This window comes from Marinobacterium rhizophilum (assembly GCF_024397915.1).
In the GTDB taxonomy this organism is placed as follows: Bacteria; Pseudomonadota; Gammaproteobacteria; order Pseudomonadales; family Balneatricaceae; genus Marinobacterium_A; species Marinobacterium_A rhizophilum_A.
Genome location: NZ_CP073347.1, coordinates 3,592,699 through 3,617,361, shown reverse-complemented (window position 1 = coordinate 3,617,361; position 24,663 = coordinate 3,592,699). Strand labels below are relative to the sequence as shown.

Genomic DNA, 24,663 nt, shown 5'->3' with positions numbered 1-24,663 from the left:
TCCTTCCGTTAAAACGGGTACAGCTTGCAAACGAGTATTGTGACAGGGCCCTGCGCGGGCCCCGGCGTTCAGCTTTCGCGCTTGAGCGGGCGCGGCCAGTTATCGAGGTTGCGCTGCTTGCCCCGGGCCACCGACAGCTGGGCCTCGGCCACATCCCGGGTAATGGTGGAGCCGGCGCCGACCGTGGCCCCTGCACCGACCTTCACCGGTGCCACCAAGGCACTGTTGGAGCCGATAAAGGCACCGTCGCCGATCTCGGTCTGTGACTTGTTAACGCCATCATAGTTGCAGGTGATGGTACCGGCGCCGACATTCACGTCGCTGCCCAGAAGCGCATCGCCCACGTAGCTCAGGTGATTGACCTTGGAGCCTTCGCCGATACGGGCTTTCTTGGTTTCGACAAAGTTGCCGACCTTGACGCCGGCCGCCAGCTCCGTGCCCGGACGCAGGCGCGCAAAGGGGCCGATATCGCAGTTTTCCTGCAGCTGAGCCTGATCGATCACCGAGTTGGCCCTGATCTGGCAGCCATCGCCGATCACGGCGTCCTTAATGTGGCAGTTGGGGCCGATGCTGACATCATTGCCCAGCACCACCCTGCCCTCAAACACGCAGTTGATATCAATGACCACATCAAAGCCTGCGCTAAGGCTGCCGCGCACATCCAGGCGGGACGGGTCCAGCAGGGTGACGCCGTTATGCATCAGGCGCTGCGCCTCGCGCAGCTGGTACCAGCGCTCCAGCTCAGCCTGCTGCAGGCGGTTGTTCACGCCCTGCACTTCCTGCTCATGCTCGGGCTGTATCGCCTCGATCCGCACGGCCTGGTCCGCCGCCATGGCGATCACATCGGTAAGGTAGTATTCGCCCTGGGCATTGTTGCTCGAGAGCCTGGGCAGCCAGTCGGCCAGCAGCCGTGTCGGCAGCGCCAGGATACCGGTATTGACCTCGTTCACTTCGCGCTGCGCTGCGCTGGCGTCCTTGTGCTCGACAATGGCCACCACCTGGCCGGCGTCGTCACGGATAATGCGGCCATAGCCGGTGGGGTCGGACAGTTTTACCGTCAGCAGCCCCAGCTTGTCCTGGCCGGCAATCTCGACCAGCTGGCGCAGGGTTTCGCTGCGGGTCAGGGGCACATCGCCGTACAGCACCAGGCTGATGCCGTCGGGCGTGGTGCCTGCCAGTGCCTGGGCCACGGCATGACCGGTGCCCAGCTGTTCGGCCTGGAGTGCGAACTCCAGCGCCTGACCGGCCAGGGCGTCACGCACCTGCTCGGCGCCATGGCCGACCACAACGTGGATGCGGGGAGTATCCAGTTCCTGTGCGCAATCGATGACATGCTGCACCATTGGCTTGCCGCCAATACCGTGCAGCACCTTGGGTTTCTTCGACTTCATGCGGCTGCCCTGCCCGGCTGCCAGAATAATCACATCCAATGACATCGTTACGCTAATCCTGCGCGCTGCGCGTTTTATCCGGTTAAATGGAAACAAGAGGTGGTGGTTGCAGACTTTAGCTGATACAAAAGCAGATTCAATATTAGTTGTCAGTAAAATTTTGACAAAATGACCGAAGATATCTTTAGCCTGCTCGGCCTGGAGGAACGCGAGGTACGCATTTACCGTGCCCTGCTGAGCCTGGGCCCCAGTGCCATCCGTACCATCGCCGACAAGGCCGGCATCAATCGCGGCACCGCGTACGAGTGCCTCAAGAGCTTGCAGGGCAAGGGTGTGATTACCTACCTGCCCAAGGGCAAACGGCGTTATTTCTCGCCCCGCGACCCCGAGGTGCTGTTACAGATGGCGCAGGAACGTCAGGCGTCACTGGACAATGCCATCGGCCAGCTGCGCGGCAAGCTGATTCCTGAACTCAACCACCTGAAACCCGACTTCAGCGCCGCCAATGTGCAGTTTTACGAAGGTGACGACGGTATCGAATTCGTGCTGCGGGACATTCTTAATACCGTGTCCGGCCAACCCGATGCCAGCTACTCGGTATTTTCCTCCAAACCCATCCGGCGCCACCTGTACCGGCCTTTCCCGACCTACACGGTGCAGCGCATTGCCCGGGGTATCCAGGTGCGGGTAATCGCCATTGGTGAAGGGGGTGAGGACGCCGAGCTGTCCGAACGCAAGTGGATTCGCACCGAAGGCCCGGTGGATGCGGCCTATATCGCCATCTACCCGCCCCGGGTGGCGATTATCTCGCTGGCGTCGGAAAACTACCCCACCGCCGTGGTGATCGACTCCCGCGAGGTATCCGCCGCGCAGAAGATCGTGTTCGATACCCTCTGGGGGCTGCTGTGAGGTGCCAGGGGCAAGGGGCAAGGGGCAAGGGGCAAGGGGCAAGGAACAAGGTGAAAGGTGAAAGGTGTGGTGTGACCCCACAAAAGTGGACACGCACTTAAATCACCTGCTCAAACTCAGCGGGGCTTAACCCGTTGAGTGTCTCGTGCCGGCGAACGTTGTTGTAATACTCGTCGATGTAATAGTGCACTTCAAGCGTCAGGATCCGCCGGTCCACGGGTGGCAGGCGCTTGGTCCATTCCAGCTTCAGTTGCGCAAAAAAGCTTTCGGCGCAGGCATTGTCCCAGCAGTTTCCGCGACGTGACATGCTGATTGTCACGTGACGGTCATTGAGCCACCTCATCACGGGTTCCGAACGATACTGCGCTCCCTGATCGGAATGAAACAACAGTTTGTGACCGTCTGGGCAGCGGTACGCCCATGCGTTGTCTAGCGCCTGAACCACCAGATCGGCGTGGTTAACCGCGCCAGCGGCCCACCCCACGATGCGCCTGGAGTGAAAATCCATGACTGTCGCGAGATACAGCCAGCCATCTGTTGCCCGGATCTGTGTAATATCAGACACCCACACCCGGTTGGGCTGACTGACCGCAAACTGTCTGTTCAGTAGGTTTGGCAGCACCGGTAGTCCGGCCGCAGGCCGTCTGTGGCCAGGCTTGAGCGCTCTGCATGAGCGATAGCCGGCTTTTTGCAGCACCCGCTGAACGCGGTTAAGGCTGCAGTCATAGCCAGCATCAACCGCGCTCCGCCAGAGTTTGCGGTACCCCGGGATCCCGTGTTCCTCCTTGGCTGTGTTCAGCAAGAATGTGCTCAACGCCAGGTTCGCATGCTGCTGCGGGGACACAGCGGCGTGCAGCCAACGATAATATCCTGAGCGCGAGACATTGAGCGCGGCACAGAGCGACACCACCGGCCAGCATACCGACTGATAACGGCGGATAAACGCGAACCTTATGTCGGGTGGTCGCCCCAGTACGCTTGCGCCTTTTTTAGGATTTCGTTCTCCAGCTCCAACCGTGCGAGCTTGCGCTGCAATGCCTTGTTGTCCCGTTCCAGGTCTTTGATGCTCTTCTCCGGACCTGTGTTCTGCACGGTTGGCGTGCTTGCTGGTGCTGTTTTGCGCGTCAAGTCGCTTCTCCATCGGTAAAGAATGCGGGGATTGATGCCCAATTTAACAGCGACAGCATGCACTGTCTCTGCTGAGTCGATGGAAGCCTGTACCGCCGCACGTTTAAATTCCGGCGTGTATTGCTGATAGGACCTTTTCTTCATGGAGCCACCTTTTTCCTATGTGAAAAAAGTGTCCACTAATTCGGGGTCGTACCAGTGAAAGTGATTCGTGATTCGTGATTCGTGATTAGCAATGCTATCAGCCTTAAGCTGTCAGCTTACGGCTTACGAATGACCAATCACTAATCACTAATTACCACCTACCAAATCACCAACCTCCGCGCATAAAAAAGGCAGCCATCAGGCTGCCTTTTTAATCGAGATCAGATCGCAGGATCAGTGTTTGCCACCTTTCTTGCGAATCTGCTGCAATGTGCGCAGCTGTGCAGTGGCTTCCGCCAGCTGCGTGGCCGCCCGCGAGTATTCAAACTCGGCAGACTTGTCAGCCATCTCCTGTTGCGCATGCGTCTGAGCCTCCTGTGCCGCCGCTTCACTCAGGTCATTGGCGCGCAGAGCGGTGTCTGCGAGCACGATGACCTTGTGCGGTTGCACTTCGAGAAAGCCGCCGGAGACGTAAAAAACGTCTTCCTGGCCGCCCTGCTTGCGCAGCTCGACAGGGCCTGGTTTCAGTTCCGTCAGAAGCGGAGCGTGACCGGGGTAGATACCCAGGTCACCCAGGCTACCTGTTACCGATACGAACTCGATCAGGCCGGAGAAAACCTCGCCCTCGGCACTCACGATATCGCAATGAACAGTCATAGCCATGCTTGTTACCTCTTAAAGGTTTCCGACCAGAACCTTACAGGTTCTTGGCTTTCTCGACCGCTTCTTCGATACCGCCAACCATGTAGAAGGCCTGTTCCGGCAGGGAGTCGAACTCGCCTTCCAGAATGCCCTTGAAGCCACGGATGGTGTCTTTCAGCGAGACGTACTTGCCGGATGCACCGGTGAATACTTCCGCTACGAAGAACGGCTGGGACAGGAAGCGCTGGATCTTACGCGCACGGGTAACGACCTGCTTGTCTTCTTCAGACAGCTCGTCCATACCCAGGATCGCGATGATGTCCTTCAGTTCCTTGTAACGCTGCAGCACGTTCTGCACCTGACGGGCGATGTCATAGTGTTCCTGACCGATTACCAGCGGATCCAGCTGACGGGACGTGGAGTCCAGCGGGTCCACAGCCGGGTAGATACCCAGCTCGGCGATCTGACGGGACAGTACCACGGTCGCATCAAGGTGGGAGAAGGTGGTTGCCGGAGACGGGTCAGTCAAGTCATCCGCCGGTACGTATACCGCCTGGATGGACGTGATGGAACCTGTCTGGGTCGAAGTGATACGTTCCTGCAGAACGCCCATCTCTTCGGCCAGCGTCGGCTGGTAACCTACCGCGGAAGGCATACGACCCAGCAGGGCCGATACTTCGGTGCCCGCCAGGGTGTAACGGTAGATGTTGTCGACGAACAACAGTACGTCACGGCCTTCATCACGGAATTTCTCCGCCATGGTCAGGCCGGTCAATGCTACGCGCAGACGGTTACCCGGCGGCTCGTTCATCTGACCGTATACCAGAGAGACCTTGTCCAGTACGTTGGACTCTTTCATCTCGTAGTAGAAGTCGTTACCTTCACGGGTACGCTCACCGACACCTGCGAATACAGAGTAACCGCTGTGCTCGATGGCGATGTTACGGATGAGCTCCATCATGTTGACGGTCTTGCCCACACCAGCACCACCAAACAGACCAACCTTGCCGCCTTTAGCAAACGGGCATACCAGGTCGATAACCTTGATGCCGGTTTCCAGCAGTTCGTTGGAAGCCGCCTGTTCCGCGTAAGTCGGAGCCTTGCGGTGAATCGGCATGCGCTCTTCTTCACCGATCGGACCTGCGTCATCGATCGGGTTGCCGAGTACATCCATGATGCGACCCAGGGTTGCCTTACCAACAGGTACGGAAACCGGCGCACCGGTGTTTTCTACAGTCAGACCACGGCTTACGCCTTCGGTCTGACCCATGGCAATGGCGCGTACCACACCGTCACCCAGCTGCTGCTGAACTTCCAGCGTCAGGCCGACTTTGGTGACTGTCAGGGCGTCATATACCTTCGGCACGCTGTCACGCGGGAATTCCACGTCGACGACGGCGCCGATAATCTGAACGATTTGTCCGCTACTCATGTTCGGATCCTCTTAAACGTTTAAACCCGTTGACTGCATCAAACCGCAGCGGCGCCGCTGACGATCTCGGAAATTTCCTGAGTAATCGCAGCTTGACGAGCCTTGTTGTAAACCATCTTCAGCTCGTCTATCAGGTCGCCGGCGTTATCTGTCGCGTTCTTCATCGCCAGCATACGGGCTGCCTGTTCACAGGCATTGTTCTCGACCACCGCCTGGTACACTACCGACTCGACGTAACGACTGAGCAGGCCGTTAAGCAGCTCTTTCGCGTCCGGTTCGTAGATGTAATCCCAGTGATGGCTCAGCTGTTGTTCGTCGTCTTCGGCCCGCAGCGGCAGAACCTGCTCAACTGTGGGTTTCTGTGTCATGGTGTTAACGAATTCGTTCGACACCACGAACAGGCGATCCAGCTTGCCTTCAGCGAACGCATCGAACATCACCTTGACGGAGCCGATCAGCTCGGCCAGTACAGGTGCGTCACCCAGATGCGTTTTTGCCGCTACCACGTTGCCGCCGTAGCTCTTGAAGAAGGACAACGCCTTTGCGCCCAGCGCACAGACATCGATCGCAACGCCCTTGTCGTGGTAACCCTTCATGCTTTTGAGGGCTGCCTTGAACACGTTAGTGTTCAGGCCGCCGCAAAGACCGCGGTCACTGGCTACGATGATGTAGCCGACGCGCTTGGCTTCACGTTCCTGCATGTAAAGGTGAGAGTATTCAGGATTGGACTTTGCCAGATGCTGAATAACGCCACGGATACTGCGAGCGTACGGTCGGGACGACTGCATGCGATCCTGAGCCTTGCGCATCTTACTGGCGGCCACCATTTCCATGGCGCTAGTAATTTTGCGCGTACTGCCGATGCTCGCAATTTGCGTCTTTATCTCTTTTCCGACTGCCATAGTTCCGCCTTTATACCTTGAACCGGTTATCGGCCTGCGGGGCGCGCCCGCAGACCCTCTGCCCTAGGGCTGTTACCAGGTCTGGGTTGACTTGAACTTCTCGATTCCGGCCTTGAACTGCGCAGAAATCTCGTCGTTGTAGGCACCGGCAACGTTAACCTTAGCCATCAGGTCCGCATGTTCGGACTTGAAGTAGGAGATCAGGGCCGATTCAAAGGCACCAATCTTGTTCAGCTCAACGTCGTTCAGGAAACCTTCGTTCGCGGCGTACAGGCTCAGACCCATGTCGGCAACCGACATCGGCGAGTACTGCTTCTGCTTCATCAGCTCGGTAACACGCTGACCGTGTTCCAGCTGACCACGGGTCACATCATCCAGGTCGGAAGCAAACTGCGCGAAGGCAGCCAGCTCGCGGTACTGAGCCAGTGCCAGACGCACACCGCCACCCAGTTTCTTGATGATCTTGGTCTGAGCGGCACCACCTACACGGGATACGGACAGACCGGCGTTGATCGCCGGGCGAATACCTGCGTTGTACAGGCTCGATTCCAGGAAGATCTGACCATCGGTGATGGAGATAACGTTGGTCGGTACGAATGCAGACACGTCGCCGCCCTGGGTTTCGATGATCGGCAGAGCCGTCAGCGAGCCAGTCTGGCCTTTCACTTCACCGTTGGTGAACTTCTCGACGTAGTCGGCGTTCACGCGTGCAGCGCGTTCCAGCAGGCGGGAGTGCAAGTAGAAAACGTCACCGGGGTAAGCTTCACGGCCCGGCGGACGACGCAGCAGCAGGGAGATCTGGCGATACGCCCAGGCCTGCTTGGTCAGGTCGTCAAATACGATCAGGGCATCTTCGCCGCGGTCACGGAAGTACTCACCCATGGTTGCGCCGGCGTAAGGAGCCAGGAACTGCATGGCAGCAGGATCGGAAGCGCCAGCGGCAACAACAATGGTGTGATCCATCGCGCCGTGCTCTTCCAGCTTGCGTACCACGTTGGCGATGGTGGACTGCTTCTGTCCGACCGCAACGTAGATACACTTGATGCCAGTGCCTTTCTGGTTGATGATCGCGTCGATGGCGATCGCCGTCTTACCGATCTGACGGTCACCGATGATCAGCTCACGCTGGCCACGGCCGATGGGGACCATCGCGTCAATGGCTTTCAGACCGGTCTGAACCGGCTGATCTACCGACTGACGGTCGATAACGCCCGGTGCAACCTTTTCGATAGCATCGGTCAGTTTGGTTTCGAGCGGGCCTTTGCCGTCGATCGGGTTACCCAGGGCGTCTACAACGCGACCAAGCATTTCCGGACCGACCGGTACTTCCAGGATGCGACCGGTGCAACGGGCAGTCATGCCCTCTACCAGACTCTGGTAGTCACCCAGTACAACAGCACCGACGGAGTCACGCTCCAGGTTCAGTGCCAGACCGTAAACGCCGCCGGGGAATTCGATCATTTCCCCGTACATGACATCAGCCAGACCGTGGATCAGGATGATACCATCGGACACGCTGACGATAGTGCCCTCATTGCGGGCTTCAGAAGACACATCGAGTTTCTCGATGCGCTTCTTGAGAATCTCGCTGATCTCAGATGGATTCAGTTGCTGCATGATTTTACCTCACCCTCAGGAGCTCATCGCTTCGGTCAGTTTCGCCAGTCGGGCGCGGACCGAACCATCGATCACCAGGTCTGCGCTACGGATAACAACGCCGCCCAGGATAGACTTGTCTACCTGAGCCGTCATTTTCACTTCGCGGCCCAGCTTGGCGCCGATTGCCTGAGTCAGTTTCTGTTGCTGCTGCTCGTCCAGTTCGAAAGCCGTGGTCACGTCGATGTCGACGGACTTTTGCTGATTGGCTTTCAACAGCTCGAACTGTGCCAGGATTTCCGGCAGCAGAGCCAAACGGCGATTCTCGGCCAGCAGGGTAATGAAATTCCCACCGGCTTCGTTCAGGCTGTCTTCACAGACACTGAGCATCGCCTGCGCTTTCTGCTTGCTGGTCAGTGCGGGGTTGCTCAGCACCCGGTCCATCTGCTCATCCTGCGCCACGGAGGCGGCAAGAGTGAGCATGTCGGACCAGGCGTCGAGGCTGCCCTGCGCCAGCGCAAATTCAAACGCTGCTTTTGTATAGGGACGAGCGACTGTATTAAGTTCAGCCATCATAAACCTCGCTTAAAGCTCGGTGGCCAGCTTGTCTAGCAGCTGAGCATGGGCTTTCTCGTCAATAGAGGTTTCCAGAATCCTCTCGGCGCCAGCAACGACCAGGGCGGCAACCTGCGTACGCAGGGCTTCCTTGGCACGGTTGACGTCTTGTTCGATCTCGGCCTGAGCGGCTACCTTGACACGTTCAGCTTCTGTACGTGCCTGCTCTTTGGCTTCATCGACGATCTGGCTCGCCCGCTTATTGGCTTGTTCAATGATGGCGGCTGCTTCCAACTTGCTTTCACGCAGATTTGCAGTGGCCTTTTCCTGGGCCAGGTGCAAATCACGTGTAGCGCGGTCGGCAGCGTCCAGGCCTTCAGCAATCTTTTTCTTGCGCTCTGCCAGGGCACCGGTAATCGGTGGCCACACATACTTCATGCAGAATACGACGAAGAAGAAGAATGCAATGGCCTGACCAATGATGGTGAGATTGATATTCACGCCATTACCTCTCGCGGTTGTCTAATAAAGTAGATATACGAATGACTACTACTTATTAGCCGGCAACAGCGAATAGTACGTACAGACCCAGACCTACACCGATCATCGGGATCGCGTCGACCAGACCCATGACGATGAAGAACTGTGTGCGAAGCAGCGGAACCAGTTCCGGCTGACGAGCAGCACCTTCCAGGAACTTGCCACCCAGGATACCAATGCCGATCGCAGCACCGATTGCACCCAGACCCAGCATCAACGCAGCAGCGATATACAGCAGTTCAGCCATTAGATTTCTCCAGTATTTTCAAGGTTAAGTTAAAGTTGAAACGTTTAAAGCAAACTTTTTCAATGATCCCTGATGAATATTTCAATCAGTGATCGTCGTGTGCCATCGCCAGGTACACGATTGTGAGTACCATGAAGATGAATGCCTGCAGGGTGATGATCAGGATATGGAAAATCGCCCAGGGTACTGACAGCAGCCACTGAATCCAGAAGGGCAGCAGTGCGATCAGAATAAAGATCATTTCGCCGGCATACATGTTACCGAACAGTCGCAGCGCCAGAGATACCGGCTTGGCCAGCAGGCCCACGATTTCCAGGAACAGGTTGAACGGCATGAAAATTTTGGGCAGCGGCTGGAACGACAGCTCTTTCATGAAGCCGCTCACGCCTTTCTGCTTGATGCTGTAGTACACGATCAGGGCAAATACGCTCAGCGCCATGCCACCGGTAGCATTGACGTCGGTGGTCGGTACCACTTTCATGAAGTGGATGCCCATCTGGCCGGCGATGTAGGGCAGCCAGTCAACCGGCACCAAATCCATCAGGTTCATCAGGAAAACCCAGACGAAGATGGTCAGTGCCAGCGGCGCGATAACCGCATTTTTGTAATGGAAAATGCTCTTGACGTTGTCATCGACAAATTCGACGATCGTCTCGATGAAGTTCTGGGTACCGCCCGGCACACCGGAGGTTACGCTTTTGGCAACCTTGCCGAAAAACCAGAGGAAGAATACGCCCAGACCGACAGACCACAGCATGGTGTCGACGTTGATCGCCCAAAAGCCCATTGCGGCTGCTTCGCCAGCACTTTCCGCCAGCTTCCAGCCCTGTTCAGGATGGTTGCCAAACGTAAGGTTGGTCAGATGGTGCGATATGTATTCTGAGGATGTAACTGTCCCGCTCGCCATTCTCAGTCTCTCTCACTTAAAGTTTCAGGAACTGTTTTGTGGACTTCATCAGCAGAGCCATGCCAAGCAGCTGCAGCAAGATGAAAGTACCAAATATGGGAAATGGACTGAGGGGCTTAACCCAGATGAAGGTCGCGGCGAACCCCGCGACTGACAGCGCCATTTTCCATATTTGGCCGACATATAGCTGCGCAAGCACCATTCCAGCGGTAGAGCCTGCGCGGTGGGGCAAGGTACGCAATGCGATATACAGGTTGGGGATAATGTAAATCAGGCCGCCCAGCAGAGCCGAGTACGCCACCACGTTCCCCTTCAGCAGCAGTAGCGCCGCCGACAGTACCAGCATCACGATCGTTTGAATTAGCAGAACGCCAAGGACCGTTTTCCTTGTATTCCGGGACTGGGCCCCTGCACGCTGGTTCCCCATGCTTGTCCCCGAAAAATTCCATTCTGATAAGTCTGTTCAGGTTACCCCCCCTGAACAGCGTGCCGATTATAGGGGTATTGCTGTACGGCATCAACCGAAGTCAGTGCCTTTTGTACTAAGGTATCAGGCGCAAAAATCCATTGCAGGGCCGCTGCTGCACGGCAAAGCCACGCCGCACCTGAATGTGCAAAAAACAGGCAGCTTATTTAAGGGTTTTCAGAATGGCATCAAGTTCGGCTTCGCCGCTGTAGGCGATCGTGATTTTGCCGTTACCGCGAGCATTGCGACTGATGGATACCGGAACCGAAAATCGCTGTGACAGTTCACCGGCCAGCTGCTCGAGACCCGGATCAGGCTGCGGCTCGGGCTTGCCCGGCACTTCCGGCGCCTGCAGTTTGCGCACCAGGGCTTCGGTCTGGCGCACCGTAAGGCCGCGGGCCACCACATCCCGTGCCGCCTCAAGCTGGGCTTCGCTTTCGAGTGCCAGCAGCGCACGGGCATGACCCATTTCCAGGTCGCCGTAATCAAGCATCTTCTTGACCTCTTCTTCCAGCTTCATCAGCCGCAGAAGGTTGGCAATGGTGGAGCGCGACTTGCCGACGGCCTTGGCCACCTGCTGCTGGGTCAGTTCGAATTCCTGCTGCAAGCGCTGCAGTGCCACGGCTTCCTCGATGGGGTTGAGGTTTTCACGCTGGATGTTCTCGATCAGCGCCATGGCAATGGCGGCTTCATCGGGTACTTCGCGTACCAGCACCGGGATTTCCGTCAGGCCCGCCATCTGGCCGGCACGCCAGCGGCGCTCACCGGCGATGATCTCGAAGCGATCCTGGCCTTCAACCGAGCGCACCACGATCGGCTGCATGATGCCCTGGGCACGGATGGAATCGGCCAGCTCTTCCAGGGCACCGGGTTCCAGATCACGCCTGGGCTGGTAACGACCGCGCTGTATCGCATCGACCGACAGCATGCGGTAACCGTCCAGCGCCACGGGCGCATCCTTGGCAACCGGTTCATGTACCTGTTCCACCGTGGACAGTAGTGCGTCCAGCCCGCGGCCCAGGCCCCGTTTCATTGCAGCCATCAGTTGGTTTCCTGTACCTGTTCTTTATCGGCCGCTTCAGAGGCGGCCACGGCGGCCGCCTTTTCCTGCGCCGTCTTGCGAATAAGCTCACCGGCCAGTGCCAGGTAGGCCAGGGCACCGCGGGAGCTCTTGTCGTACATCAGTGCCGGCAGACCGTGGCTCGGTGCTTCGGCCAGGCGCACGTTGCGCGGAATCACGGTGCGATACACCTGCTCACCAAAGTAATCCACCAGGTGGTTGGAGACATCCCGGGTCAGGCTCATGCGCGGATCGAACATGGTGCGCAGTATGCCCTCGATCTTCAGCTCGGGATTCAGGCGCTGGTTGATCTTGTTGATGGTGCCGACCAGCGCGCTGATGCCTTCGAGTGCGTAATACTCGCACTGCATGGGGATGATCACACCGCTGGAACAGGCCAGGGCATTGACGGTCAGCAGGTTCAGCGACGGCGGGTTGTCGAGCAGGATGTAGTCGTACTGGTCCATGACTTCGAGCAGCGCCATCTTGAGACGGAACTCGCGCCGCGGCAGGCTCAGCAGCTCCACCTCGGCGGCGGTCAGATCGCCATTGGCACCGATCACATGGTAACCACCGGGTACCTCGGTCAGGCGCGCATCGGCGGCGCTGGCCTGGTCGGTGAGTACATCGTAGGCGGATTTTTCCAGGGTATGCTTGTCAATACCGCTGCCCATGGTCGCGTTGCCCTGGGGATCCAGATCGATCATCAGCACGCGCTTCTTGGTGGCCGCCAGAGACGCCGCCAGATTGACACAGGTGGTTGTCTTGCCCACCCCCCCTTTCTGGTTCGTGATGGTGAGGATTTTCGCCAAGGTCAGGCTCTCCCGAGAATCAACAGATGACGTGCACCCTCGCTGCCCGGCACCCGCAGGGGGTGGCTGGACTTGAGTTCAACCCCAGGCGGCAGTGCCTGAAGTTCGTCATCAGGATACAGACCTTTCATTGCAAGAAAAACACCATCTTCGCGGCACAGGTGGGAGGTCCAGTGCAGCATGGCCTCAAGGGACGCGAAGGCGCGGGAGATCACCTGATCGAACGGTGGCCGGTCACAGCTTTCGGCGCGGGCATTGATGACTTCCAGGTTGTCCAGCCCCAGTTCGGCTTTTACCTGCAGCTGAAAGCGGGTCTTCTTGCCGTTGCTGTCCAGCGTGGTGACGGCAATATCGGGCCGGCAGATTGCCAGCGGGATGCCGGGCAGACCCGGGCCACTGCCCACATCAATCAGGCGAGGCCCTTTTATATGGGGCAACACACTGAGACTGTCGATCAGGTGCCGGTCCACCATCTGTGCCGGGTCACGCACGGCGGTCAGGTTGTAGGCCTTGTTCCATTTCAGCAGCAGCGCGAGGTACGCCATCAGCTGATCTGCCTGTTGCTGGGTCAGGTCGATTCCCATTGCACCGCTTTGGCGCACGAGCTGTTGCTTGAGTTTTGCGTCCATTAACTGGCGGCCTGCTCCTGGCTGGATTTGAAGCGGTGTTTTTTCAGATAGACCAGCAGCAGAGAAATGGCCGCCGGCGTCATGCCCTGAATGCGCGAGGCCTGGGCAATGCTGGCCGGCTGCACGGACTCGAGTTTGGAGCGCAGCTCATTGGACAGGCCACTGATGGCGCTGTAATCCATGTCGGCCGGCAGCGGCGTGTTTTCCTGGCGCTGCATCTGTTCGATTTCGTCACGCTGGCGATCGATGTAGCCGGCGTACTTGAACTGAATCTCGACCTGCTCGGCCACCTGGGGGTCCGCCACCGGCCCACCGGTACTGGAGGCGACATCCAGGTACTCCAGTTCCGGCCGCTTGATCAGGTCCGCCAGGTTGTACTCCCGCGTCAGCGGTGTCTTCAGCTTGGCATTCAGCACGGCAGCCACATCGCTGCCGGGCTGCACCCAGGTATCACGCAGGCGCTGCTTTTCCACCTCGATGGCTTCGCGCTTGGCGCAGAAATGCGCCCAGCGGGCATCATCGACCAGGCCGAGCTCGCGGCCTTTTTCGGTCAGGCGCAGATCGGCATTGTCTTCACGCAGGATCAGGCGGTATTCCGCACGACTGGTAAACATGCGATAGGGCTCGGCGGTACCGTGGGTGATCAGGTCATCGACCAGCACACCGATATAGGCTTCGTCGCGGCGCGGGTGCCAGGCGTCACGCTCAAAGGCGCGGTTGGCGGCGTTGATGCCCGCCAGCAGTCCCTGGGCACCGGCTTCTTCGTAACCGGTGGTACCGTTGATCTGGCCGGCAAAGAACAGCCCCTGAATATGCTTGGTCTCCAGGCTGTGCTTGAGATCCTGGGGATTGAAGAAATCGTACTCGATGGCGTAGCCCGGCCGGGTGATATGGGCCTGTTCGAACCCACGGATGGAACGCACGGCTTCGAGCTGAATATCGAACGGCAGACTGGTGGAAATCCCGTTGGGATACAGCTCATGGGTCGTCAGGCCTTCGGGCTCGACAAACACCTGGTGCGAGGTCTTGTCGGCAAAGCGCATGATCTTGTCTTCCACCGACGGGCAGTAACGCGGCCCCGCGCCGGCAATGACGCCGGTGTAGAGCGGCGAACGATCGAGCCCCTTGCGCAGAATTTCATGGGTGCGCTCATTGGTGTGCGTGATGTAGCAGCTGACCTGGCGCGGATGCTGGCTCAGCTTGCCCATGAAGGACATTACCGGTACCGGCGTGTCTCCCGGCTGTTCCTGCATTACCGAGAAATCCACCGAGCGGGCGTCGATGCGTGGCGGTGTGCCGGTTTTCAGGCGATCAACGCGCAGCGGCAGTTCACGCAGACGGTCTGCCAGCGCAATGGAGGGCGGGTCGCCGGCACGACCTGCCGAGTGATTCTGCAGGCCGATATGAATCAGGCCACCGAGAAAGGTGCCCGCGGTAAGAATGACCGAGGTGGCATGAAAGCGAATGCCCGTCTGGGTGACAACACCGCGGACGCTGTCGCCCTGCATGATCAGGTCATCGGCGGACTGCTGGAAGATCTGCAGATTGGGCTGGTTCTCCAGAATGTCCCGGATTGCAGCCTTGTACAGCACACGGTCTGCCTGGGCACGGGTGGCACGCACCGCAGGGCCCTTGCGTGAATTGAGGACCCGGAACTGGATACCCCCAAGGTCGGTTGCCGTTGCCATGGCGCCACCCAGCGCATCGATCTCCTTGACCAGATGACTCTTGCCGATGCCGCCGATCGCGGGATTGCAGGACATCTGTCCGAGGGTCTCGATATTGTGGGTTAGCAACAGGGTCTTGGCGCCCATGCGTGCAGAAGCCAATGCGGCTTCGGTGCCTGCATGTCCTCCGCCAATCACGATCACGTCAAAACGACCCGGATAGTCCACCGCTATGTACCTCTGTTGAGTATTGCCCGTCTGACAGATGAGCCAGCCGTAAAATGGGCGCTAAGTATACTCCCATGTTACCGATTAGAAAATGTTCAAAAAGTGAACACCTCTTCTGATCAACGCTTTTGAGTTTTAAAGAGTTAAATATATTTCTCTTTATATATGTGTTTTATGTTTGTTGTTGTTATTAGGCAGAACCGGTTCTGTTTAAAAGCCAATTTAATTGTTAAAAAACAATGCTTTACGTCTGCTGCCAGGTTGTTATGAAGGTGCTGTCAGAACCACTCTAAAGCTCTGCACAGCCTGTGGGTGAAATGGCACCTTACCCACAGGCCCGTTTATCCACATTGTTGTGCAGAGAGCTGTCCCATAGCTATGCACAGGATTCAACGGCCGAAATAAATTTGACCGCCGCTACAGCCATGACCAGCCCCACCTGTAGACAAGATGTGCGTAAGCCCTGGTTCTGTCCACACCTGCAGCATTTTGGAACATCCATTCCATGCTGTATTGAGTGACAGCGGTGGCACAGCAAGCCGCCTTATTGTGTTGATAGTTTCTGTTGTTAACCTGGTTAAGTGCTTTTAAAACAATATCTTGATATATGAATAACCCGGTTTGTTAGCTGTTGCTTTACGGCGGTATATGCCGTGCACAGCCGGTGGGTAACTGTTGCTGGCACTGCAGGTTCTGCACAGGCTTGCACGACAGTTTTACTGTTGAGCGCAATACTGTGTGTAACTTTGGCGCACGCAACTCCTGTGGATATCTTCCTGGAAGCACTGATCCTCTAGGTGACCTTCGAAACGCTTTCTTGATGCTGCGCAATGCAGCGTTGGTGCGGCGGTACCCGCTGCCTGCCATGGCTGCATTGCGCGCCAGATACAGGGTCGAAGCTTCGATGATTGGGGGTCATGACCTTGTGAGTATTTGTCGATTTACAAGCCGGCGGGAAGGCGTATTTTTGAGCCCAAAATAACGACAACATGCCTATTTCAAGGTGAATCATGGGTTTTGAAACCAACGGCCGACACTCGCTGTCTGCAGCGCCATTGCGCAACCCGGTTAAGGCCCAGACACTGCATGCGGCGCGGCGCTATCGTCTGCAGCGGGTGCGGCAGCAGCTGATAGACAGGGACTGTACGGCCATGCTGCTGTATGACCCGGTCAATATAAGGTATGCAACCGACAGCTCGAACATGCAGGTCTGGACGCTGCACAACTATGCCCGCTACGCGCTGGTGTTTACGCAGGGGCCGGTGATCCTGTGGGAATTCCACAACTGCGAACACCTGCTTGAAGGCAACGACCTGATAGATGAAATACGCACGGCGGTCAGCTGGAGCTATTTTGGTGCCGGCTCGCGCATGAGCGAAAAGGCGGCGGTCTGGGCGGCGGAAATTGCCGATCTTGTACGCCACCACGGCGGCAAGGGGGCACGTCTGGCTGTGGACAGGGCTGAGTTCGAGGGGCTGGCGCTGCTTGAGCGCCTTGGCGTTGAAGTGGTGGAAGGTCACAGCCTGATGGAAGACGCGAGGCGCATCAAGTCGGCAGACGAGCTGGAGCTGATGCGCTGGACCATCAAGGTGTGTGAGCAGGGCATCCGCCGCATGCATGATGAACAGCGTCCCGGCATGACCGAAAACGAGCTCTGGGCCTGGCTGCATTTCGAGAATATCCGCAACGGTGGCGAATGGATCGAGACCCGGTTGCTGGCATCCGGCCCGCGCACCAACCCATGGATGCAGGAGTCGAGCGACCGGGTGATGCAGGCCGGGGAAATCATCTCGTTCGATACGGATCTGATCGGCCCCTATGGTTACTGCGCGGATATTTCCAGGGCCTGGACCGTGGGCCATGTTGCCCCGAGCGCGGAGCAGCGCAGGCTTTACAGCCTGGCCCATGAACAGATTCATACCAATATGGCGCAGCTCAGGGCCGGCTTGAGCTACCGGGATTTTACCCACCGGGCCTGGCCGATACCGGCGGAGTTTCAGCACAACCGCTACTGCTGCCTGGTGCACGGCGTGGGGCTGGCTGACGAGTTTCCGGCCGTGGCCCATGCTGGCCACGACTGGGACAGCGGCGGCTATGACGGCCTGTTCGAGGAGAACATGGTGATCTGCGTCGAAAGCTATATCGGTGCCAGGGGGGGCCGCGAGGGGATCAAGCTGGAGCAGCAGGTACTGATCACGGCCGATGGCTGTGAGCCACTTTCCAGTTATCCCTGGCAGGACGACTGGCTGCTGTGATGCGCAGGCGACAGGCTCGCCTGCGCCAAATATTTGCCGGATCCGTTGCCGCCTGTAACGGGTCCTTTTTCCATTCAAGGAACTCGACAACCATGCCTATCAAGGTCTATCTGCAGGGCGCGGCCCTGGTGTTGCTGGCGGCACTGGGCTTTAGCCTGCAGCCATTGTTCGCGCGGGAGGTCTACGCCGACGGCGCCAATGCCCTGGGGCTGGTATGGCTGCGCTTTCTGGTGCCCAGCCTGCTGCTGCTGCTGATCTTGCCGCGCAAGACCCGGCGCCTGAGACCCGGTGCGGGCTTTCTGGGCATGATTAACGGCCTGGCTTCGCTGTGTTATTTCGTGGCGCTGCAGCAGGTCAGCGTGAGCCTGACGGTGATGCTGCTGAGCCTGTTTCCGCTGCTGGTGTTTCTGCAGGCTTGGGCGCGGCGCCAGGAAAGCCTCAGTGCCGTGCGGCTGCTGGCTCTGGCGGGGGCGCTGGCGGGCATCTACTGCACGCTGGACGGTGACTTTGCGGGTTCCTGGGCCGGCATCCTGTTCGGCTTTGGTGCGGCCCTTTTCTACAGCGCCTACCTGGTGGGAGCGCCGCGCTGGATGCCCGCCGGGGATGCCCTGGGATCTTCCGCCTGGACGCTGATCGGGGCGGCGCTGGTGTTTTCCGTGCCCGCGGTGCTGGGCTATGCCGACCTGCCACAGGGTGCGTGGGGCTGGAGCGCGGTGCTGGCGCTGGGCATTTTGTCGACCTTTATTCCCTTTCTGCTGCTGATCAAGGGTATAGGCCTGCTGCAGCGCCAGTTCGACGTGGCCATTTTCTCCACCCTGGAGCCGGTGGCATCGGTCTTCTGGGCCTGGTTGCTGCTGCACGAAACCCTGAGTGAAAACAGTATTTTAGGTGGGGTCTTGGTGCTCGGGGCGGCACTGCTGATGATCTGGTCACAGTCCAGGGTGCCGTCGGTGAAGCCCGCGCTTGCAGGATAAAATGCACGGTTGATAAAACGGCCAGAAGCTAGCCGCAGCGTCTATCCAAAAGTTGATAGAACGCGAATACAAAAAAAGCCCGCGGCCGGTGCATTACCGGTCGCGGGCTTTTTCGTGCCACCGGGGTTACTTGCCGATGCAGAAGCTCGAGAAGATGCGCCCGAGCAGGTCGTCCGAGCTGAACTCGCCGGTGATCTCGTTCAGGGCCTGCTGGGCCTGGCGCAGGTCTTCGGCCAGCAGTTCGCCGGCGCCCATATGCTCAAGCTGGTCGCGTCCGGTTTCCAGCAGGGCATGGGCCCTTTCCAGCGCATCCAGGTGGCGGCGACGGGCCATGAAACCGCCTTCGGTGGTGCTTTGAAAGCCCATGCAGTCTTTCAGGTGCTCACGCAGCAGCTCGATACCCTGCCCGCCTTTGGCGGACAGCGAGATTAGTGTGTACTTACCCACCTGTTTTTTGGCAGCGGCTTCACCGCTGATATCGGCCTTGTTGCGTATTACCGTGACTTTGGACAGGTCGGGCAGCTGTTCGACAAAATCATGCCAGAGTTCGTCCGGGTCCGTGGCGTCGGTCTGGGTGCTGTCGGCCATCATCAGGATGCGATCGGCCTTGCGGATTTCCTGCCAGGCGCGGTCAATGCCGATGCGCTCGACCTCGTCGGGGGCATCGCGCAGACCGGCGGTATCGATAATATGCAGCGGCATGCCATCGATATGGATATGCTCGCGCAATACATCCCGGGTGGTGCCGGCGATATCGGTGACGATGGCGGTTTCGCGCCCGGCCAGCGCGTTCAGCAGGCTGGATTTGCCAGCGTTGGGACGCCCGGCGATCACCACGCTCATGCCCTCGCGCAGCAGGCTGCCCTGGCGAGCCTCACCCTGTACCGCTTCCAGCTGGCCGATAATGCCCCGCAGATCTCCCAGCACCTTGCCATCGGCCAGGAAGTCGATTTCCTCCTCCGGGAAATCAATCGCGGCCTCGACATAGATGCGCAGCTGAATCAGTGCTTCAACCAAACTGTGGATGCGGCGGGAGAATTCCCCCTGCAGGGAGCGCAGCGCACTCTGGGCCGCCTGCACGGAACTGGCATCGATCAGGTCGGCAATGGCCTCGGCCTGGGCCAGGTCCAGCTTGTCGTTCAGAAAGGCCCGCTCGGAAAACTCGCCCGGTTTTGCAAGGCGCGCACCGAGTGTGAGTACTCGCTTTAGCAGGAAGTCCATCACCACGGGGCCGCCATGACCCTGCAGTTCCAGCACGTCTTCGCCGGTAAAGGAGTTGGGGCCCGGAAAGTAGAGCGTGATGCCCTGGTCGATTTCCTGGCCTTCGCTGTCGTGGAAGGCGCCGTAATGGGCATGGCGTGGCTGGGGCGTCAGGCCGAGAATGGTCTGGGCAATAGCGCCGGCCTTGCGGCCCGAGACGCGGATGATGCCGACGCCGCCACGACCGGGTGCGGTGGCCTGGGCGGCAATGGTGTCCTGATTGATTGGGCTCATGGGGTATGCTGTTCCGGTTTAAGGCTGCAGGTGGCTTGGCTGCCCTGGAGGCGGTACAGACCGCCGCTACTGCTATGGTGCACCCTCGGTGAGTGCCAGGTCCAACGCCGCCGCTCCTGCGCATCCATGCGCCCGCGGCAAGACCGCCATGGATGGCGGAAATCCTGATATTGCAGGAGCAAATATCAGGGCCCGTTCATCCTGAACATTCACCGCTTCTGCGCATCCATGCGCCCGCGGTATACCGTTCATCCTGAACATAAAAAGGCTCCCGAAGGAGCCTCTTGTACTGCAGCGTGTTTATTTAGCTGCTGGCCTTGGCTTCTTTCTTGCCGCCGCCTTCGATCTGCTTGTTGATCACGTATTGCTGTGCGATCGACAGGATGTTGTTGACCACCCAGTACAGTGTCAGACCGGCCGGGAACCACAGGAAGAAGAAGGTGAAGACGATGGGCAGCATCTTCATGATCTTGGCCTGCATCGGGTCCGGCGGAGACGGGTTGAGCGACTGCTGGATGAACATGCTCACGCCCATGAGGATCGGCAGGATGAAGTACGGATCCTTGACTGAGAGATCAGCCAGGTAGAGGAAGTCAGCCTGGCGCAGCTCAACCGATTCCATCAGTACCCAGTACAGGGCAATGAAGATCGGCATCTGCGCGAGCATGGGCAAGCAGCCGCCCAGCGGGTTGATCTTCTCTTTCTTGTACAGTGCCATCATTTCCTGGGACATCTTCTGGCGATCATCGCCATAGAGTTCCTTCAGGCGCTGCATTTCCGGGCCAAACTTGCGCATATTGGCCATGGACTTGAAGGCTTTGGCATTGAGCTGGAACAGTGCCGCTTTCACCAGGATGGTGATGGCGATAATGGCCAGACCCCAGTTGCCCAGCAGGCCGTGAATCCAGGTCAGCAGCGAGTGCAGTGGCGAGGCGATCCACCAGAGCCAGCCGTAATCGACGGTCAGCTGCAGGTCTTCCTGGGCGGCAAGCAGCTGCTCCTGATCCTTGGGACCGGCGAAGAAGGTTGCTGTTACGCTCTGCTGCTGGCCGGGCGCGACTGTCACGGCAGGAGAAACGAAGCCGGCAATGTAGTTGCCGTTCTGCTTGCGGGTGCTGTAGGTATATTCGGCACCCGGGGCCGGAATCCAGGCACTGATGAAGTAGTGCTGCACCATGGCAACCCAGCCATCGGCGGAACGCTGCTTGAAGGCATCGTCGTCGATGTCATCGAAATCGTATTTCTGGTAGTTGTTCTCGGCGGTGGAGAAGATCGGCCCCAGGTACGACTGCATGCCCATATCGGTGGTGGCGGCAGGATCTTCACTGCGGTCACGCTTGATCTGGCCGAACAGGTTGGCCGTCCAGCTCTGCTGGCTCTGGTTGTCGATCAGGTATTCCAGGCCAATCTGGTAGGAACCCTTGGTGAAGCTGTAGCGCTTGGTCACCTTGACGCCGTTGGCATCCGTGAAGCTCAGGTCCACATTCAGGCTGTCGGCAGCACCCAGGTCAAATTCGGACCCTTCAATGCTGTACACCGGCCGGCCGGTGGTGGCCGCATCGGGGCCATTGGCGCCAACGAGTCCGCTCTGGGCAACGTAGGTGCGGTTGGCTGTCTGCTCCATCAGTACAAAGGAGGCGTCGGAATCGATGGTCGCCTTGTACTGGGGCAGTGCCACCTGAATGATGTCACCACCGGTGGTATCAACCAGCACGTCCAGCACATCGGTCTTGATGCTGATCAGGCGGGATTTGGCAGGGGCGGTGGGGGTAGTCTCGGTGCCTGTAGCGGGCAGCTCTGCATTCTGTGCCGTGGCGGTTGCGTCTGCCGTGGGCAGTTCGTTACCGGCGGGGCTGCTGTAGGCCGAAACAGATGTCTGGCTTGCGGGAGCGGTGGGTTTTGACCCGTAATCTTCGTTCCACTGCAGCACCAGCACATAGGAAATCAGTGCAAGGGCAGCAAATGATATGACTCGCTTTACATCCATGGCGTAAGGACCACTATCTCTGCGGGTTAGCTTTTTTTGCCTTGTGCTTCAGCCGTGACCAGCATTTTTTCATGAGCTGGTGCACTTCTTCGGGTTCAAGCTCATCCAGGCCTTTGCGTGCCAGAATTACGAGATCAACCGGGGGAAGATGGTGCTGATTGAGGCGAAATGACTCGCGAATGATACGTCGAATGCGGTTGCGTTTTACAGCGCGACGTACATTTTTTTTGGAGATGACAAACCCGATACGGGGGTGATCGAGCTCGTTGAAGCTGGCAAGTATCAATATGGGCTGGTCAGGGACTTTCAGAGAGACTTTGTCAAAAACCTTCTGAAAGCCCTCGCCAGTCAGAATTCTGAGCTGGCGAGGATATTCGAATCCGGCCATCCACTGCTACCAGATCACAAGCGCTGAGTGCATCAAGCACTCAGACACTTACGACCTTTGGCACGACGACGGTTCAGGACCAGGCGACCATTCTTGGTAGCCATGCGAGCACGGAAACCGTGGCTGCGCTTACGTTTCAGTACGCTGGGTTGAAAAGTTCTTTTCATCGGTTCAGTCCTCTCACTCAGTCCTGACTAACATCGCAAGGAGTGTTAGAAGACTGGAAAAAATCACGGGTAAAAATCAGACGCGACACTATAGGGTAAAAGCCTGGCGTTCGCAATGACTAGTTTGAACACAAAGCATACAAAATCAGGCGCCTTGCCCTGCGGTGATCGGGGGTACGAAAGCTGTGCCTTATATAAGGAAGCAGGTTCCCTGTAGCGCTTCTATTGCCTGTACGCAGGTCCGCGGGGTCCGGGTGTATCGCAACGGCGGCCTGTGTGAGCTTTGGCAGGGGTTGTGGTCAAATTCTGTTGGTAACATAATATTTTTTATAAAAAACAATAACATATAATGTTATTAACCTGTTATATAAGCTGTCATTAAGTGTAAAGCAGGAGGACTTTGGCGGCCAGGACGCCGTTTCGGCCCCGATTTTGACCGCTGCGAGGCAGATACCGCCGGGGTTGCAAATAAGTTTTCAACACTGTGGATAAGTTTCTTTTTACCCGCTAGAATCACCCGCTATACGTTGCTAGTGATAGCGTTCGGCCGCGCCACAGGAGAGTCAATGTCCACCGAGCTTTGGGAACAGTGCTTGAGGAGTCTGCAGGAGGAGTTCCCGGCTCAGCAGTACAACACCTGGATTCGTCCGTTGCGGGCGGAGCAAGGGCATGACAGCCTGCTGGTTCTGATGGCGCCGAACCGCTTTGTGCGTGACTGGGTCAATGACCGCTTCCTTGGCCGTATTCGCCAGGTGGTATGTGATGTGACCGGCGACATCAGTGCCGATGTGCGGCTCGAAGTTGCACAGCACGGTGGTGGCGCCCTGCGCTCCCCTGCCCGCCCGGCGATGGCGCCACTGCGTACCCGCCCGGCGGCACCTGTCCGCGAGCCTGCTCGAGCGCCCGCCGCGGAACCCGTATACAGCAGCGCGCCGGCACAGCCCGCCCCGCAGCAGCGCTACGAGCGGGCGCCGCTGGAGCAGGACTACGCCGAGGCCGAGCCGTCCGTGCCGGAACCGCAGCTCGAACTCGACATGGCGCCGGCCGAGCCCGTGTTTTCCACCATGAGTCCGCGCCAGGATCGCAACAAGATGGTTGAGGTTGAAGGCGGTGTGCGGCACCAGTCGAACCTGAATCCGTCCTTTACCTTCCAGTCCTTTGTGGGCGGCAAGTCGAACCAGCTGGCGCTGGCGGCGGCACAGCAGGTGGCGGATAACCCCGGCGGCTCGTACAACCCTCTATTTATATACGGCGGCGTGGGCCTGGGTAAAACGCATTTGATGCACGCCGTGGGCGCTGAAATGCTCAAGCGCAACCCCAATGCCCGCATTGTCTATCTGCATTCCGAGCGCTTCGTCGCCGATATGGTGAAAGCGCTGCAGCTGAACGCGATCAATGATTTCAAGCGCTACTACCGCTCCGTTGATGCCTTGCTGATCGATGATATCCAGTTCTTTGCCGGCAAGGAGCGTTCCCAGGAAGAGTTTTTCCACACCTTCAATGCCCTGCTTGAGGGTGGTCAGCAGATGATTCTGACCAGCGACCGCTACCCCAAGGAAATCAACGGCGTCGAAGAGCGGCTGAAATCACGCTTTGGCTGGGGCCTGACGGTGGCCATCGAGCCGCCCGAGCTGGAAACCCGCGTGGCCATCGTCATGAAGAAGGCCGAAGAAGCCAAGATTATCCTGCCCGACGATGCCGCCTTCTTCCTGGCTCAGAAAATCCGCTCCAATGTGCGCGAACTCGAAGGCGCGCTCAAGCGGGTTATTGCCAACGCGCATTTTACCGGCAGCGTAATCAGTACGCCCTTCATTAAAGAGTCGCTGAAAGACCTGCTGGCTTTGCAGGACAAACAAGTTAGTATTGATAATATTCAGCGGGTTGTAGCCGATTACTACAAGATTAAAGTGTCCGATCTGCTTTCCAAGCGCCGCAGCCGGTCTATTGCCCGGCCCCGGCAGGTCGCGATGAGCTTGTCGAAGGAGCTGACTAACCACAGTCTGCCCGAAATCGGCAATGCGTTTGGGGGTCGTGATCATACTACCGTGTTGCATGCCTGTCGCAAGATCAAGGAGCTCCGGGAAATTGATACGGACATCAGAGAAGATTATCAGAACCTGCTGCGTCATTTGACGGCGTAGTT

General features: G+C 58.1%; 23 protein-coding genes. 4 read left to right on the top strand and 19 right to left on the bottom strand.

Features of this window, described 5'->3' with window-relative positions; genetic code table 11:
* Window positions 1–68: 68 nt before the first annotated feature.
* Window positions 69–1,436 carry a bifunctional UDP-N-acetylglucosamine diphosphorylase/glucosamine-1-phosphate N-acetyltransferase GlmU gene (gene glmU, locus KDW95_RS16240; protein WP_255852863.1) on the bottom strand — a complete coding sequence of 456 codons (1,368 nt, stop codon included), beginning with the start codon at window positions 1,434–1,436 and terminating at the stop codon, window positions 69–71.
* A 123-nt stretch (window positions 1,437–1,559) separates the two neighbouring features.
* Between glmU and KDW95_RS16235 the strand changes: the two genes are divergently transcribed.
* Window positions 1,560–2,300: a TrmB family transcriptional regulator gene (locus tag KDW95_RS16235; RefSeq protein ID WP_255852862.1), complete on the top strand. Its 741-nt coding sequence runs from the start codon at window positions 1,560–1,562 to the stop codon at window positions 2,298–2,300.
* 97 nt (window positions 2,301–2,397) lie between these two features.
* Here the strand turns inward: KDW95_RS16235 and KDW95_RS16230 are convergent.
* From KDW95_RS16230 to mnmG, 14 genes are all read right to left on the bottom strand, one after another.
* Window positions 2,398–3,572 (bottom strand): IS3 family transposase gene (locus KDW95_RS16230; protein WP_255852861.1). Its coding sequence is split into 2 segments (ribosomal slippage): window positions 2,398–3,278 and window positions 3,278–3,572, totalling 1,176 coding nucleotides; the frame shifts between segments, so codons are not numbered across the junction.
* A 234-nt stretch (window positions 3,573–3,806) separates the two neighbouring features.
* The gene (locus KDW95_RS16225) at window positions 3,807–4,235 is read right to left on the bottom strand and encodes a F0F1 ATP synthase subunit epsilon (RefSeq protein ID WP_255852860.1); all 429 of its coding nucleotides are present in this window, start codon (window positions 4,233–4,235) and stop codon (window positions 3,807–3,809) included.
* A gap of 34 nt (window positions 4,236–4,269) precedes the next feature.
* The gene (gene atpD / locus KDW95_RS16220; protein ID WP_255852859.1) at window positions 4,270–5,646 is read right to left on the bottom strand and encodes a F0F1 ATP synthase subunit beta; all 1,377 of its coding nucleotides are present in this window, start codon (window positions 5,644–5,646) and stop codon (window positions 4,270–4,272) included.
* A gap of 38 nt (window positions 5,647–5,684) precedes the next feature.
* A complete protein-coding gene (gene atpG / locus KDW95_RS16215) occupies window positions 5,685–6,548 on the bottom strand; it encodes a F0F1 ATP synthase subunit gamma (RefSeq protein WP_255852858.1) in 864 nt (287 codons plus the stop codon).
* Between the two features lie 72 nt (window positions 6,549–6,620).
* A complete protein-coding gene (gene atpA, locus KDW95_RS16210) occupies window positions 6,621–8,165 on the bottom strand; it encodes a F0F1 ATP synthase subunit alpha (RefSeq protein WP_255852857.1) in 1,545 nt (514 codons plus the stop codon).
* Between the two features lie 15 nt (window positions 8,166–8,180).
* Window positions 8,181–8,717, bottom strand: coding sequence for a F0F1 ATP synthase subunit delta (locus KDW95_RS16205; protein WP_255856529.1), 537 nt, complete (start codon window positions 8,715–8,717; stop codon window positions 8,181–8,183).
* A gap of 12 nt (window positions 8,718–8,729) precedes the next feature.
* Window positions 8,730–9,200, bottom strand: a complete 471-nt coding sequence (locus KDW95_RS16200; protein ID WP_255852856.1) for a F0F1 ATP synthase subunit B — start codon at window positions 9,198–9,200, stop codon at window positions 8,730–8,732.
* 55 nt (window positions 9,201–9,255) lie between these two features.
* Window positions 9,256–9,486, bottom strand: a complete 231-nt coding sequence (atpE, locus tag KDW95_RS16195; RefSeq protein WP_020679585.1) for a F0F1 ATP synthase subunit C — start codon at window positions 9,484–9,486, stop codon at window positions 9,256–9,258.
* Between the two features lie 85 nt (window positions 9,487–9,571).
* On the bottom strand, window positions 9,572–10,393 hold the full coding sequence (gene atpB / locus KDW95_RS16190; RefSeq protein ID WP_255852855.1) for a F0F1 ATP synthase subunit A: 822 nt from the start codon (window positions 10,391–10,393) through the stop codon (window positions 9,572–9,574).
* 16 nt (window positions 10,394–10,409) lie between these two features.
* A complete protein-coding gene (locus tag KDW95_RS16185; protein ID WP_255852854.1) occupies window positions 10,410–10,820 on the bottom strand; it encodes an ATP synthase subunit I in 411 nt (136 codons plus the stop codon).
* 202 nt (window positions 10,821–11,022) lie between these two features.
* Window positions 11,023–11,901, bottom strand: coding sequence for a ParB/RepB/Spo0J family partition protein (locus KDW95_RS16180; protein WP_255852853.1), 879 nt, complete (start codon window positions 11,899–11,901; stop codon window positions 11,023–11,025).
* Window positions 11,901–12,731, bottom strand: coding sequence for a ParA family protein (locus KDW95_RS16175; protein WP_255852852.1), 831 nt, complete (start codon window positions 12,729–12,731; stop codon window positions 11,901–11,903). Before KDW95_RS16175 ends, KDW95_RS16180 begins: the two co-directional genes overlap by 1 nt.
* A 2-nt stretch (window positions 12,732–12,733) precedes the next feature.
* Window positions 12,734–13,360: a 16S rRNA (guanine(527)-N(7))-methyltransferase RsmG gene (rsmG, locus tag KDW95_RS16170; protein ID WP_255852851.1), complete on the bottom strand. Its 627-nt coding sequence runs from the start codon at window positions 13,358–13,360 to the stop codon at window positions 12,734–12,736.
* Window positions 13,360–15,255, bottom strand: coding sequence for a tRNA uridine-5-carboxymethylaminomethyl(34) synthesis enzyme MnmG (gene mnmG / locus KDW95_RS16165; RefSeq protein ID WP_255852850.1), 1,896 nt, complete (start codon window positions 15,253–15,255; stop codon window positions 13,360–13,362). The genes rsmG and mnmG overlap by 1 nt, the downstream gene beginning before the upstream one ends.
* Window positions 15,256–16,265: 1,010 nt before the next feature.
* On the opposite strand from mnmG, the gene KDW95_RS16160 reads away from it, so the two are divergent.
* A complete protein-coding gene (locus KDW95_RS16160) occupies window positions 16,266–17,510 on the top strand; it encodes a M24 family metallopeptidase (protein ID WP_255852849.1) in 1,245 nt (414 codons plus the stop codon).
* 92 nt (window positions 17,511–17,602) lie between these two features.
* Window positions 17,603–18,484 (top strand): DMT family transporter, encoded by an 882-nt coding sequence (locus tag KDW95_RS16155; protein ID WP_255852848.1) that lies wholly within the window; start codon window positions 17,603–17,605, stop codon window positions 18,482–18,484.
* 126 nt (window positions 18,485–18,610) lie between these two features.
* Here KDW95_RS16155 and mnmE read toward each other — a convergent pair whose 3' ends face one another.
* The 4 genes from mnmE to rpmH all read right to left on the bottom strand — a co-directional run bounded on the left by mnmE (window position 18,611) and on the right by rpmH (window position 22,520).
* Window positions 18,611–19,978 carry a tRNA uridine-5-carboxymethylaminomethyl(34) synthesis GTPase MnmE gene (mnmE, locus tag KDW95_RS16150; RefSeq protein ID WP_255852847.1) on the bottom strand — a complete coding sequence of 456 codons (1,368 nt, stop codon included), beginning with the start codon at window positions 19,976–19,978 and terminating at the stop codon, window positions 18,611–18,613.
* Window positions 19,979–20,282: 304 nt separating this feature from the next.
* Window positions 20,283–21,965: a membrane protein insertase YidC gene (gene yidC, locus KDW95_RS16145; protein ID WP_255852846.1), complete on the bottom strand. Its 1,683-nt coding sequence runs from the start codon at window positions 21,963–21,965 to the stop codon at window positions 20,283–20,285.
* A gap of 13 nt (window positions 21,966–21,978) precedes the next feature.
* Complete coding sequence (rnpA, locus tag KDW95_RS16140) at window positions 21,979–22,353, bottom strand: ribonuclease P protein component (protein WP_255852845.1); 375 nt, start codon at window positions 22,351–22,353, stop codon at window positions 21,979–21,981.
* A gap of 32 nt (window positions 22,354–22,385) precedes the next feature.
* On the bottom strand, window positions 22,386–22,520 hold the full coding sequence (rpmH, locus tag KDW95_RS16135) for a 50S ribosomal protein L34 (protein WP_255852844.1): 135 nt from the start codon (window positions 22,518–22,520) through the stop codon (window positions 22,386–22,388).
* A gap of 566 nt (window positions 22,521–23,086) precedes the next feature.
* On the opposite strand from rpmH, the gene dnaA reads away from it, so the two are divergent.
* Window positions 23,087–24,661 (top strand): chromosomal replication initiator protein DnaA, encoded by a 1,575-nt coding sequence (gene dnaA, locus KDW95_RS16130; RefSeq protein WP_255852843.1) that lies wholly within the window; start codon window positions 23,087–23,089, stop codon window positions 24,659–24,661.
* Window positions 24,662–24,663: the final 2 nt, after the last annotated feature.

Excerpts from the sequence above, each read along its gene's own strand:
- glmU (WP_255852863.1), bottom strand. The coding sequence starts at position 1,436 with ATGTCATTGGATGTGATTATTCTGGCAGCCGGGCAGGGCAGCCGCATG.
- KDW95_RS16235 (WP_255852862.1), top strand. The coding sequence starts at position 1,560 with ATGACCGAAGATATCTTTAGCCTGCTCGGCCTGGAGGAACGCGAGGTA.
- KDW95_RS16225 (WP_255852860.1), bottom strand. The coding sequence starts at position 4,235 with ATGGCTATGACTGTTCATTGCGATATCGTGAGTGCCGAGGGCGAGGTT.
- atpD (WP_255852859.1), bottom strand. The coding sequence starts at position 5,646 with ATGAGTAGCGGACAAATCGTTCAGATTATCGGCGCCGTCGTCGACGTG.
- atpG (WP_255852858.1), bottom strand. The coding sequence starts at position 6,548 with ATGGCAGTCGGAAAAGAGATAAAGACGCAAATTGCGAGCATCGGCAGT.
- atpA (WP_255852857.1), bottom strand. The coding sequence starts at position 8,165 with ATGCAGCAACTGAATCCATCTGAGATCAGCGAGATTCTCAAGAAGCGC.
- KDW95_RS16205 (WP_255856529.1), bottom strand. The coding sequence starts at position 8,717 with ATGGCTGAACTTAATACAGTCGCTCGTCCCTATACAAAAGCAGCGTTT.
- atpE (WP_020679585.1), bottom strand. The coding sequence starts at position 9,486 with ATGGCTGAACTGCTGTATATCGCTGCTGCGTTGATGCTGGGTCTGGGT.
- atpB (WP_255852855.1), bottom strand. The coding sequence starts at position 10,393 with ATGGCGAGCGGGACAGTTACATCCTCAGAATACATATCGCACCATCTG.
- KDW95_RS16185 (WP_255852854.1), bottom strand. The coding sequence starts at position 10,820 with ATGGGGAACCAGCGTGCAGGGGCCCAGTCCCGGAATACAAGGAAAACG.
- KDW95_RS16180 (WP_255852853.1), bottom strand. The coding sequence starts at position 11,901 with ATGGCTGCAATGAAACGGGGCCTGGGCCGCGGGCTGGACGCACTACTG.
- rsmG (WP_255852851.1), bottom strand. The coding sequence starts at position 13,360 with ATGGACGCAAAACTCAAGCAACAGCTCGTGCGCCAAAGCGGTGCAATG.
- KDW95_RS16160 (WP_255852849.1), top strand. The coding sequence starts at position 16,266 with ATGGGTTTTGAAACCAACGGCCGACACTCGCTGTCTGCAGCGCCATTG.
- KDW95_RS16155 (WP_255852848.1), top strand. The coding sequence starts at position 17,603 with ATGCCTATCAAGGTCTATCTGCAGGGCGCGGCCCTGGTGTTGCTGGCG.
- mnmE (WP_255852847.1), bottom strand. The coding sequence starts at position 19,978 with ATGAGCCCAATCAATCAGGACACCATTGCCGCCCAGGCCACCGCACCC.
- yidC (WP_255852846.1), bottom strand. The coding sequence starts at position 21,965 with ATGGATGTAAAGCGAGTCATATCATTTGCTGCCCTTGCACTGATTTCC.
- rnpA (WP_255852845.1), bottom strand. The coding sequence starts at position 22,353 with ATGGCCGGATTCGAATATCCTCGCCAGCTCAGAATTCTGACTGGCGAG.
- rpmH (WP_255852844.1), bottom strand. The coding sequence starts at position 22,520 with ATGAAAAGAACTTTTCAACCCAGCGTACTGAAACGTAAGCGCAGCCAC.
- dnaA (WP_255852843.1), top strand. The coding sequence starts at position 23,087 with ATGTCCACCGAGCTTTGGGAACAGTGCTTGAGGAGTCTGCAGGAGGAG.